The sequence below is a fragment of the Winogradskyella echinorum genome (assembly GCF_014297365.1).
Taxonomy (GTDB): domain Bacteria; phylum Bacteroidota; class Bacteroidia; order Flavobacteriales; family Flavobacteriaceae; genus Winogradskyella; species Winogradskyella echinorum.
Genome location: NZ_JACOQD010000001.1, coordinates 1,270,388 through 1,282,475, shown reverse-complemented (window position 1 = coordinate 1,282,475; position 12,088 = coordinate 1,270,388). Strand labels below are relative to the sequence as shown.

Sequence of the window (12,088 nt, the reverse complement as noted above, 5' to 3'; positions counted from 1 at the left end):
AATTATGAAAAACTTTAAAACATTATTATTTATTACGTTGATGAGTAGTTTTTGCTTAACTGCTCAAAACAAAGACACCAAAAAAGCAGATAAGCAATTTTCGCGATTTGAATTTGTGGATGCGGCAAAAAGCTATAATAAACTTGTAGAACAAGGTAAAGCTGATACATATGTATATGGTCAGTTAGCAGAAAGTTATTATAACATTTTTAATACAGTTGAAGCAGAGCGTTGGTATGCCAAAGCTTTAGAAACTTCTGATGACGCAGAAATGGTTTACAAGTACGCTCAAATGCTAAAGGCAAATGGTAAGTACGAAGCTTCTAACCAACAAATGGAACGTTTTGCTACAATGCGACCATCGGATGATAGAGCTACAGCTTATAGAAAAAACCCTAATTACCTTCCAAAAATTTTAGAACAAGGTAAAAAGTTTAATGTGCAAAATGCAGATTTTAACTCAGAGCAGTCAGATTTTGGTGGCACTTTACATGATGGTAAATTATATATTACTTCTGGTCGTAACGATAACCGTAAAACTTACGGATGGAACGAGCAACCATTTTTAGATATTTACTCAATGACTAAAAATAGTGATGGTTCTTACCAAGCTGCAGAATTAGCCAACAATAAATTAAACACAAAATATCACGAAGGTTTAGTAACATTTACACCAGACGGAAATACCATGTATATGTCTAGAGAGAGTTACTTTGAAAAAGATTACCAAAAAGATTCTTTAAGTAGTACTCGTTTTGGTCAGTTGTACCTATATAAGGTAACTAAATTAGGTTCAGACTGGGATACTGTAGAGAGTTTAGCAATTAATAGCTACAACTATTCAGTTAAAAATCCTTCTGTTAGTCCAGATGGTAGTACTTTATACTTCTCATCTAATATGCCAGGTGGTTTTGGAGATTTTGATATTTACAAAGCACCTATAAATGAAGATGGAACATTAGGAGAACCAGTGAATTTAGGTCAAAAAGTTAATACGGAAGGTCAAGAAATGTTTCCTTTTATCAGTAGTAACAATACACTTTATTTCTCATCTAATGGTCACTTAGGACTTGGTGGAATGGATGTGTTTTTTACCAGAGAAATTGATGGAAAGATGGCACCAATAAGAAATGTAGGAATCCCTGTTAATAGTAATGCAGACGATTTTGCATTTTCAATTGATGAAGAATCTGAAGAAGGTTTTGTATCATCAAATAGAGAAGGTGGAAAAGGTAGTGACGATGTTTATCTAATTAAGAAACTACAACCTTTATGTGATGTCTTAGTAAGTGCAACTGTTTTAGACGATAAAACACGTGAACCTATTAGCGGTGCTTCTGTATCTCTTTATGATGCTGAAGGTAATAAAGTAACTTCTAAAACAACAAATGATGAAGGTATTGCAGAATTTATCATTGAATGTGAAGAGGATACAGAATTAGAAGTTGTAATGGACGGCTTTGATAGTAAAAAAGTAGCTGTAAAAGGTTCTAGCGAAGAGGAAAACAATGTTCAGATTTCATTAGATCCTATTGAAAAGCTAATTGTTGAAGATAAAATTGAACTTGCGCCTATTTATTTTGAGTATGATAAATCTAACGTGACTGCTCAAGCAGCATTTGAATTAGATAAATTAGTACAGATAATGAATAAATATCCAGATTTAGTGATAAGTGCAACTTCTCACACTGATTATATAGGTTCTAATTCTTACAACTTAAGATTATCTGATCGTAGAGCAAAAACTACAGTTCAATATGTTATTTCAAAAGGTATTGATGCATCTCGTATCTCTGGAGTTGGTAAAGGAGAAACTGAACCAAAAATAGATTGTGGTACAAAATGTACAGATGAAGAACGTCAATTAAATAGACGTTCTGAATTTATCATTGTTAGTGGTGGACCACAACCACAATAAACTAATATTTTTAAATAAAAAAAGGCTCTGAAAATTCAGAGCCTTTTTTATTTTATCTTAAAGGTAACCCTTTTCCTGCCCACCAAGGATGCATTTCTATTACCAAACGACCGGCTTTTACCATCGGATCAGAATTTGCTAGACTATCTGCCATCGTTAAAGTTGGTACACTATAAATAGTAATTCCTCTTATATCACCATCATCACCAAACGGACCTGAAATATCCGCATAACCCAATTCATACATTTTACCTAAGTGTGCCAAATGCTCTTTTTGAAGTCTTGCGGCTTCTTCCTCATTTTGGTTACGAATGGGTCCTCTTTTTAAAAAAGCAATAAAATACTGCTGCATTAACATAGTATCTTGCGTTTTCTCATTGACGTAATCAAAAACTTGATAGCCCTTTTCAATAAGTTTAGCTTTTAGTTCTGTAGTTGATGGTTCTGTGATGTTTTCCTTATTATCTTCTATGGACTGAGAATTGTTAGTCTCTTCAACAACCATTTTAGACTTAATATTAGAGTCGTTTTTACATGCCACAATCGTGCAACAAAAAATTAATGCTAAAAATGTCTTTTTCATTATTTCCAGTTTTTAAAGGGTTTTTTACTTAATTGCGAATTATAATATTTTATATCTCCCGTGACTTCTTTTCCTAACCAGTCTGGCTTTATAAACATTTCATCTTTAGTGTTTAATTCTACCTCTGCAATCACTAGGCCTTTGTTATCGCCAAAAAATTCGTCAACTTCAAAGGTGTGGTTTCCATATTTCACTTCAAATCTTATTTTATCAATGATGCCTTCTTCACATATTTGTAAAAGATGCTCCGCTTCTAGTTTAGGTATTTCTCTTTCCCATTCAAATCGAGATAAGCCATCATCACTAGACTTACCTTTTATAGTTAAATATCCTTTATCTTTTTTTAATCTTACGCGAACTGTTCGTTCTTTTTCACTATTTAAAAAGCCTTGCTTTATAGCATAACTATTAAATGCTTCCGTTTTAAAATTATTAGATGTAACTAAATATTTACGTTCTATTTCTATCATGAAAAAGTAAAAAAGATATTTAATGTCTAAATTTACAGTATGCTTAACGATTTACCAATAAGAAAGATAATTCATGTAGATATGGATGCATTTTATGCGTCTGTAGCACAATTGGACAATCCCGAACTTAAAGGAAAAGCGATCGCCGTTGGTGGTGGAGGAAAACGCGGTGTAATAAGTGCTGCAAGTTACGAAGCTCGAAAATTTGGCGTAAGAAGTGCTATGTCTGGACAATTAGCCATAAAACTTTGTCCAGAATTAATTTTTGTACGCACAGATTTTGAACGCTACACAGAAATATCGAAACGCATTCGAAAAATTTTTTATGAATACACGGATTTAGTAGAACCGTTATCGCTAGATGAAGCTTACCTGGACGTTACAGAAAATAAAAAAGGGCATCCTAGTGCCACTTTAATTGCCCAAGAGATAAGAACAAAGATATTTAACGAAGTAGGCTTAACAGCTTCCGCAGGTATATCAATTAATAAGTTTATTGCTAAAGTTGCAAGTGATTACAATAAACCCAATGGACAGAAAACAGTTAATCCAGAAGATGTGCTCCAATTTTTAGAAGATTTAGACATAAGAAAATTCTATGGAGTTGGTAAAGTTACTGCCGAAAAAATGTACCAAAAAGGCATTTTTACGGGTAAAGATTTAAAATCGAAAAGTATAGAATACTTAGACGAAAATTTTGGGAAATCTGGTCGTTATTATTATTACGTTGTACGCGGTATACATAATAGCGAAGTAAAACCGAATCGTATAAGGAAATCTTTAGCCGCAGAACGAACGTTTAGCGAAAATTTATCTTCTGAGATATTTATGTTAGAAAAATTACAGCACATAGCCGAAGAAGTTTCTAAAAGATTAAATAAAAGTAAAGTCTCTGGTAAAACGATAACACTTAAAATAAAATATAGCGACTTTACTTTACAAACAAGAAGCAAAACATTACCTTATTATGTATGTGAAAAAGCTATAATTCTAGAAACTGCAAAAGATCTACTTTATCAAAATACCCTCAATAATTCCGTAAGACTTTTAGGCATTTCCATATCTAATTTAAACACCGACCTTAAGAAGCCTAAACCATCACAAAAAGAAAAAGAATCTGTTAGTGTACAGTTAAAATTTGAATTTTAATGTTGTGATTTTCTTAAGTTTAAGATATCTATTAAATAATTACTCATGAAATTAATTAATCTATTACTATTTATAGTTTCCTTTTTAGTACTAATATCGTGTAAAGAGAAGGAAACTATAATACCAGAAACTACCACTAAACAAATAGAAACCACCAAAAATGGTGTGCAACCTTTTGCAGAACACATCTTTTCTAAATTTACTAATGTTAGGGATTTTACAATTAATTCGGAGGAAAACGAAGCTTATTTTACATTGCAAAGTCCAGCAAGAGAACTTTCTGTAATCATGAAAATTGAAAAAAAAGCTAATGAATGGCAAACACCTCAAATATGTAACTTCTCAGGAAAATATACAGATTTAGAACCTTTCTTATCACCAGATAATCTAAAACTTTTTTTTGTGTCCAATAGACCTATTGCAGTAGATAGTACCAACACAAAAGATATGGATATTTGGTATGTTGAGCGCAAAACTAAAACAGCAGCCTGGTCTAAACCAAAAAATATTGGTGCACCAATAAATACAGAGGCTGATGAATTTTATCCTTCAGTGGCAACTAATGGAAACCTTTATTTTACTACTATTAAAAAAGAATTAGCATCTGAAGATGATATTTTTATGAGTAAATGGAAAAACAATGCCTACTCAGAACCAACAATTTTAGGTGAAGGCGTCAATACCAAAGGAGCAGAATACAATGCCTTTATTGCACCAGACGAATCTTATATAATCTTTGGTGGTTGGCGACGACCAGATGCACTTGGCTCAGGGGACATGTATATTAGTAAAAATGTAGATGGCAAATGGACAACAGCCGAAAACCTAGGTAAAACCATTAACTCTAAAGGGATGGAGTTTTGTCCTTTTGTAATGAATGGCACATTATATTTTACGAGTAGAAGAAGCAATGTAACCATGAATGAAGATGGTTTTAGTGACGCTGAAGAATTATTTTCTGAGATTAATAAATATGATAATGGCGCAAGTCGCATTTATCAAGTAGATTTTAAAACTTTTATAAGCCAATGATTATTACCATAAATAATATTGAAATTAACAAATACGAATTGCTTCATTTAATCAATAATGGTAAAAAGCTAAGTGCCATAAAGTTAATTAAAGACAAAACTAAATTGAGTTTAAAAGACTGTAAAGATATTGTCGATAATTTAGAAGTAAATTCTAATTACTATGAAGGAGACACTGTTTTAAAAACGGAAGTAAGTAGTTTAAAAGTGCATAACCGAACTGTACAGCGTAAAAAAGGAAATCATATCATATCAAGCAATTCTTCTAATACTAAGAACTATATCATTGTATTTTTATTGATTGGCATAGCTATTTTACTTTATATGTATAATATGAAGTAATTTTTCTTTAACCCTTGACTTTCTGAAAAATTTCAACGAACTTCGTTAACTTCTGATATAAGTTATTGAAACAAAATCATATCATTATAGTTGTAATTCATATGAGAAAAATCATTTACATATTAATTTCAGTCGGACTTTTTAGCTGTAATGAACCAGCTAAAAAACAAATAATAGAAGAAATTGTACCAAGACAATTAATAATTTATGAAATGGATACAATTAAGAGAAAAGATGACTATAAATTGACTATAAAAAATAAAGATAGTCTTATCCAATATGAATACATAAATCTGGTGGATTCAACCAAAAATATGGATTTTAAATTTATTAAAAGTTCTAACAAAATCCATTTTGGAAATACAGAATTTTTACTTGAAGAAAAAAACCTAATTCAAAACAAATATAAATTTGACAGATACGAAACCAAACCAGTTACAGACGGTATGGGTTCACTATATTTCAATTTAGATTATGGAGTTTTAGGATTTGATAATGGCTGGGGAATGCAATTTCATTATCTGACAGAAGAAAATAAGTCACAATTCGATTTACCACTCTTTTATATAATAGGTGACTCGGAACAATAAAATACGTGTTACAACAACGTAAATAAAAAATCGCGCGAGTCTTGGCTAACACAAAGGTTTGGGCATTTTTGAAAAGTCTTCAAATTTTTAAATTTGACGACTTTTCAAAAATAAAATAATTAATAAAGTTTAAAACTTCGGCTTATATTTAATCCAAAAATTATCGCTTATTTCAGTGGTACTTTTCGTATACAAGACCGTTAACGAAAAATTCTCTTCTAAAAACTACAACTCTCTATCTCAGTAACTCTTAGAGTATTTACCATACCTTTGGCTTGTATTGGCATTGCTGCTAAGCTAATAAGCATATCACCAACATCTAAGTAGCCTTTTTTACAAGCAATGGCATTTACATCTTCTATAGTTTCGTCTGTACTTACAAACTTATCGTAATAGAATGCTTTTACTCCCCAAAGTAAACTGAGTTGGGTTAAAATACGCCTGTTAGATGTAAATACTAAAATATGAGCAGAAGGTCGCCACGCAGAAATCTGAAATGCTGTATAGCCACTATTAGTTAATGTAGAAATGGCTTTTGCATTAATTTCATTAGCCATATTAGCAGCATGGTAACAAATCGATTTTGTAATGTAACGTTTGGTACGAATATGAGGTGGAGATTGTGGTACTTCAATTAATGGCGAATCTTCTACACTGCGTATAATATTTGCCATTTGGCGAATCACTTGCACAGGATATTGACCAACAGACGTCTCACCAGATAACATTACTGCATCAGCACCATCCATAACAGAATTGGCAACATCATTAACCTCGGCACGTGTTGGTGTTAAACTTGTAATCATTGTTTCCATCATTTGGGTGGCAATAATCACTGGTATTCTGGCACGTTTGGCTCTAAGTACTAATTGTTTTTGAATTAATGGTACTTCCTCTGCAGGAATCTCTACACCCAAATCGCCTCGAGCTACCATTAAACCATCGCAATAAGCTACAATTTTATCAATATTCTCAACAGCTTCCGGTTTTTCAATCTTAGCTATAATCGGAATTTTATGATTACTGTGCTCATTGATAAGCTTTTCTAACTGCATTAAATCTTCGGCATGTCTTACAAAAGATAATGCTATCCAATCTACTTTTTGGCCTATTGCAAAAATGGCGTCCTCAATATCTTTTTCGGTTAAAGCTGGTTGCGAGATGTTTGTATTTGGTAAGTTAACACCTTTCTTAGATTTTAAAGGACCACCTTGTATAACTTTAGCTTTTACCTCAGTTTTCTTATCCGTAGAAACAACTTCAAAAATTAATTTTCCATCATCTAATAAAATGCGTTCTCCTGGTTTAGCGTCTTGTGGGAAACTATCATAGGTCATGTAAACTCTATCTTTTGTACCTTCAAAACGTTTTCCTGTCGCAAAAATAATTTCATCCCCTGGATTTACAACCACCTCACCTTTCATTACACCAACTCGCAATTTAGGGCCTTGTAAATCACCCAAAATTGATGCATTGTAACCAAACTCATCGTTGAGCTCTCGTATCATTTTTATACGTTCTTCAACATCTTTATAATCTGCATGCGAAAAGTTGATTCTAAATACATTAGCACCTTCATCTAACATTGCTTTTAAAACATCTTTACTGCTTGTTGCAGGACCTAATGTTGCTACTATTTTTGTCTTTTTATTTGGCATTAATTCAAAAAATTAAATGGTCTTTAGATTTTATTTTTAACGGATCTACCGTATAACTTGTTATAATTTGTGGAATGGCTTGTAACTTACTTAAGATTAGCTTTTCATTTACATTCTGTATTTCATCAGAAATTTTAATGAAATAATCTACTCGATTGTATTCAGAAATTAAATGAAATGTTTTTAGAACCTTTTCACTAGTCTCAAACAATGTACCTGTACTAGACAAACTATCTTCTTCCTTTTTACATACATTAGAAATTAAATTCCAAGTAATGTATTCTGTCTCATTATTCCATTCAAAAAAACTATAAGACGATTCTAAATATTTAATATCTATGTCTTCTGCTTTTCGTTCTAGATTTATGTCTAAATTCTTGTTAAGCAAATAGGCTAAACGATAATCCTCTAGCCTACAATGAATAGCAATAAGCTTGTAGGTATCGTCATAGAAATCATCTACCAGAAGTTTGTGTAAAGCCATATTCTATAAGCTTGAATGGTAAATATAGTATAATAAAAGCTTAGTTTTATTAAGATTTGGTTAATCTTATCCTATAAAATTTACGAAAACGTTATAGTTGTAAGGTATTGAATACGGATAGTTAAATGAGCTTGGTAATTTGATTCTGAAATGCAAAGAATGCACGTTTAGAGGCTTTTTCTTCTGCCTTCTTTTTTGAAGTTGCTCTTGCTTTAGACACCACTTTATCGTTGATACTTAATTTTACAGAGAAATGTTTAAGTTCGTCATTGCCTGTATCTTCATACACTTCATAATCGAAAGTGTTTTTCTCTTTTTGACACCACTCTATAAGTAAACTCTTGTAACTGATTACTTTACCTTCTAAAGTTTCTATATCTACATAAGGGTTAATAACACGTCTGTAAATAAATTTTTCACAAAACTTATAACCTTTATCTAAATAAATAGCGCCAACTAAAGCTTCAAAAAGATTGCCATGAATATTATTTCCGAAATTAGATTTTGAGATTCTACTTTGTACCAAATCTATAAGCCCTAAATCTTTTCCTAACTCGTTAAGGTGCTCTCTACTAACTACTTTAGAGCGCATTTTTGTTAAGTATCCTTCATCACCATGTGGTACTTTCTCAAACAAATAGGCTGCTATAACAGAACTTAGCATTGCGTCTCCCACAAACTCTAAGCGTTCGTAGTTAACCGCATTCCCCTTTTTGTCCTTAATATTCATAGAACGATGGGTAAATGCCTTAATATATAGTGATTTAGATTTCGGTTTAAACCCAAGAATTGTTTTGAGTTGTAAAAAAAAATTCCCGTCTTCTTCAGTACGGGAATTTTTTAATATGTTACGAATGATGCTCATTCGGGATTTAATCTAATTTTTTAAATAATACACAAGCGTTGTGACCGCCAAATCCAAATGTATTACTCATTGCTACTTTAATATCTCGTTTCTGAGCTTTATTGAGCGTTAAATTTAATTCTGGATCTATGTTTTCATCAACCGTTTCGTGGTTAATTGTTGGTGGTATAATACCATGCTCCATGGCTAAAATTGAAGCAATAGCTTCAATAGCTCCAGCAGCACCCAACAAATGACCTGTCATAGATTTTGTAGAATTAATATTTATGTTTTTAGCATGGCTACCAAATACTTCTGATATAGCTTTTAACTCTGCAACATCACCTAATGGTGTTGATGTTCCATGTGTATTAATATGATCTACATCTTCAGGATTTAAGCCCGCATTTTCTAAACAATTTTTCATTACCGCTATAACACCAATACCTTCAGGATGTGGTGCTGTCATATGATATGCGTCAGAAGATAAACCACCACCTACAACTTCTGCATAGATTTTAGCTCCTCTTGCTTTTGCATGTTCGTACTCTTCTAAAACGATAGAACCTGCTCCTTCACCTAATACAAAACCATCTCGGTTTGCATCAAAGGGTCTAGATGCTGTTTCTGGACTATCATTACGCGTACTCATGGCATGCATAGCGTTAAAACCTCCCATACCAGCAATAGTAACTGCAGCTTCACTTCCACCTGTAATTACAACATCACAATGTCCTAAACGAATTGTATTTAGAGCATCGATCATTGAATTTGCAGAAGATGCACAAGCAGAAACTGTTGTGTAGTTTGGTCCCATAAAACCATATTTTATAGATATGTTTCCTGGCGCTATATCAGCAATCATTTTTGGGATAAATCTTGGATTAAATCGAGGTGTACCATCACCAGCAGCAAAGTTTAACACCTCTTCTTGAAATGTTTCTAAACCACCAATTCCTGCTCCCCAAATGACTCCAACTCTCAACTTGTTTATAGCGTCTAGATCTAATTTTGAGTCTGCAATTGCTTCATCCGAAGCTACCATTGCATACTGCGAAAACTTATCCATTTGACGCGCTAACTTTCTGTCAATAAAGTCAGTAACTTCAAAGTTTTTTACTTCACAAGCGAACTGTGTTTTGAACTTTTCAGCATCAAAATGCGTCACAGGTGCAGCACCACTTTTTCCACTAATTAGGGCATTCCAATATTCATCTTTGGTATTGCCTATTGGTGTAAGTGCACCTAAACCGGTAACTACGACTCGCTTTAATTCCATAAAAATAAAGTTATTATTTTGCTTCTTCTATATAAGAGATAGCTTGACCAACTGTTGCAATGTTCTCAGCTTGATCGTCTGGGATTTGAATATCGAATTCCTTTTCAAATTCCATTATTAATTCTACAGTATCTAATGAATCCGCTCCTAAATCGTTAGTGAAGCTAGCTTCAGTTACAACTTCGTTTTCATCAACACCTAATTTATCTACGATAATCGCTTTTACTCGTGATGCAATGTCTGACATAATTTTTTAATTTTAAGTTTTAATTAGATGGCAAAAATAAAAAACTTTATTTGATTAATCACCTTTACCGATAAAATGTGCTTTTAATTTAGTAAAAATAAAGATAAAGTATTTTGGTTTTACCCTAATTGTTAATTATTATTCTTTTTTTTGTTTTGAATAATTGAAGAAATATACCTGTAAATGAAACGTGTTGTAATTTTTGCGTCCGGAAGTGGCTCTAATGCTGAAAATTTAATTAAGTTTTTTCACAACAACGATAATGCGTCTGTTATTCAGGTATTAACTAACAATCCTTATGCCAAAGTATTGGATCGCTGTAAAAAACTCAATGTTAGCGCATTATCTTTTAATAGGGTTGCGTTTTCTAAATCAGATGACGTTTTAAATATACTAAAAGCTTCGCGGCCAGACCTTATTGTGTTGGCTGGTTTTCTTTGGAAATTTCCTGAGTTTATTTTAAAAGAATTTGAGAATAAAGTTATTAATATTCATCCTGCATTATTACCAAAATATGGAGGAAAAGGTATGTATGGTATGCATGTTCATGAAGCTGTAGTCGCCAATAAAGAAACTGAAACAGGCATTACAATCCATTACGTAAACGAAAATTATGACGAGGGTGCTATTATTTTTCAGGCCAAATGTGAAGTAAGCAATTCAGATTCTGCTAAAGATGTTGCTGAAAAAATTCATTTATTGGAAATGGAGCATTTTCCTATCGTGGTGGATGATTTACTCAAATCCCAAATTTCAAAAACTAAAATCCAAAGTGATTAGTGAAAATTAGTGTCAAAATAATTTATGTCAAAAAAAAAGAAAAAATATTACACTGTTTGGAAAGGTCACAAAACAGGAGTTTTTGAGAAATGGGATGACTGCAATGCCCAAATTAAAGATTTTAAAGGAGCTCAGTATAAATCATTTTCAACTTTTGAAGCTGCAAAAAAAGCCTTAAACATTAATTATAAAGATTACATTGGTAAATCTAAATCTTTTAAAAGTGAACTCACCGAAGTGCAACTAAAAAAAATAGGTCTGCCCAATTATAATTCTATTTCTGTAGATGCGGCTTCAAGCGGAAATCCTGGAAAAATGGAATATAGAGGTGTAGATACAAAAACTAAAAAACAACTTTTTATTCAAGGGCCATTTGAAGAAGGGACTAATAATATAGGTGAATTTTTAGCATTAGTACACGGCTTAGCCTTTTTAAAACAACATAATAGTGACCGCATTATGTATACAGACTCAAAAACAGCAATGAGTTGGGTACGAAAAAAAAAGTGCAACTCTAAATTAAAGCGTAACGCAAAAAACAAACCTGTTTACGATTTGGTAGAGCGTGCAGAAGAATGGCTAAAAACCAATGAATATACCACTACCATTGTAAAATGGGAAACCAAAGCTTGGGGAGAAATTCCTGCTGATTTTGGGAGGAAATAATATCTCTTTAAAGACAAAATCATTATTTCACAAGGAATATATTTTAT

At 32.3% G+C, this 12,088-nt stretch carries 14 protein-coding genes; 7 read left to right on the top strand and 7 right to left on the bottom strand.

From position 1 onward, the window contains the following. Positions 1 to 4: 4 nt before the first annotated feature. Positions 5 to 1,918: an OmpA family protein gene (locus tag H8K90_RS05730; protein ID WP_186844960.1), complete on the top strand. Its 1,914-nt coding sequence runs from the start codon at positions 5 to 7 to the stop codon at positions 1,916 to 1,918. Between the two features lie 52 nt (positions 1,919 to 1,970). On the opposite strand, the gene H8K90_RS05725 is transcribed toward H8K90_RS05730, so the two are convergent. Then, positions 1,971 to 2,501, bottom strand: coding sequence for a YciI family protein (locus H8K90_RS05725; protein WP_186844959.1), 531 nt, complete (start codon positions 2,499 to 2,501; stop codon positions 1,971 to 1,973). Continuing rightward, positions 2,501 to 2,971 (bottom strand): CYTH domain-containing protein, encoded by a 471-nt coding sequence (locus tag H8K90_RS05720; protein ID WP_186844958.1) that lies wholly within the window; start codon positions 2,969 to 2,971, stop codon positions 2,501 to 2,503. The genes H8K90_RS05725 and H8K90_RS05720 overlap by 1 nt, the downstream gene beginning before the upstream one ends. Before the next feature lie 39 nt (positions 2,972 to 3,010). Between H8K90_RS05720 and dinB the strand changes: the two genes are divergently transcribed. The 4 genes from dinB (at position 3,011) to H8K90_RS05700 (ending at position 6,083) form a co-directional block, all read left to right on the top strand. Next, complete coding sequence (gene dinB, locus H8K90_RS05715) at positions 3,011 to 4,120, top strand: DNA polymerase IV (protein WP_186844957.1); 1,110 nt, start codon at positions 3,011 to 3,013, stop codon at positions 4,118 to 4,120. Positions 4,121 to 4,165: 45 nt separating this feature from the next. Beyond that, positions 4,166 to 5,152 (top strand): TolB-like translocation protein, encoded by a 987-nt coding sequence (locus H8K90_RS05710; RefSeq protein ID WP_186844956.1) that lies wholly within the window; start codon positions 4,166 to 4,168, stop codon positions 5,150 to 5,152. Then, positions 5,149 to 5,493, top strand: a complete 345-nt coding sequence (locus H8K90_RS05705) for a hypothetical protein (RefSeq protein WP_186844955.1) — start codon at positions 5,149 to 5,151, stop codon at positions 5,491 to 5,493. Before H8K90_RS05710 ends, H8K90_RS05705 begins: the two co-directional genes overlap by 4 nt. A gap of 101 nt (positions 5,494 to 5,594) precedes the next feature. Further along, complete coding sequence (locus tag H8K90_RS05700; RefSeq protein WP_186844954.1) at positions 5,595 to 6,083, top strand: hypothetical protein; 489 nt, start codon at positions 5,595 to 5,597, stop codon at positions 6,081 to 6,083. A gap of 218 nt (positions 6,084 to 6,301) precedes the next feature. Here H8K90_RS05700 and pyk read toward each other — a convergent pair whose 3' ends face one another. From pyk to H8K90_RS05675, 5 genes are all read right to left on the bottom strand, one after another. Further along, positions 6,302 to 7,741, bottom strand: coding sequence for a pyruvate kinase (pyk, locus tag H8K90_RS05695; RefSeq protein ID WP_186844953.1), 1,440 nt, complete (start codon positions 7,739 to 7,741; stop codon positions 6,302 to 6,304). 4 nt (positions 7,742 to 7,745) lie between these two features. Next, positions 7,746 to 8,225, bottom strand: a complete 480-nt coding sequence (locus H8K90_RS05690; protein WP_186844952.1) for an IPExxxVDY family protein — start codon at positions 8,223 to 8,225, stop codon at positions 7,746 to 7,748. Between the two features lie 121 nt (positions 8,226 to 8,346). After that, positions 8,347 to 9,090, bottom strand: a complete 744-nt coding sequence (rnc, locus tag H8K90_RS05685; RefSeq protein WP_186844951.1) for a ribonuclease III — start codon at positions 9,088 to 9,090, stop codon at positions 8,347 to 8,349. Between the two features lie 7 nt (positions 9,091 to 9,097). After that, positions 9,098 to 10,348, bottom strand: a complete 1,251-nt coding sequence (gene fabF / locus H8K90_RS05680; RefSeq protein ID WP_186844950.1) for a beta-ketoacyl-ACP synthase II — start codon at positions 10,346 to 10,348, stop codon at positions 9,098 to 9,100. A gap of 13 nt (positions 10,349 to 10,361) precedes the next feature. Beyond that, positions 10,362 to 10,595, bottom strand: coding sequence for an acyl carrier protein (locus tag H8K90_RS05675; protein ID WP_008269813.1), 234 nt, complete (start codon positions 10,593 to 10,595; stop codon positions 10,362 to 10,364). A 183-nt stretch (positions 10,596 to 10,778) separates the two neighbouring features. On the opposite strand from H8K90_RS05675, the gene purN reads away from it, so the two are divergent. Together purN and H8K90_RS05665 are read left to right on the top strand one after the other, a co-directional pair. Continuing rightward, a complete protein-coding gene (purN, locus tag H8K90_RS05670; protein WP_186844949.1) occupies positions 10,779 to 11,375 on the top strand; it encodes a phosphoribosylglycinamide formyltransferase in 597 nt (198 codons plus the stop codon). Positions 11,376 to 11,399: 24 nt separating this feature from the next. After that, complete coding sequence (locus tag H8K90_RS05665) at positions 11,400 to 12,041, top strand: ribonuclease H1 domain-containing protein (protein ID WP_186844948.1); 642 nt, start codon at positions 11,400 to 11,402, stop codon at positions 12,039 to 12,041. The last annotated feature ends 47 nt before the right edge of the window (positions 12,042 to 12,088 follow it).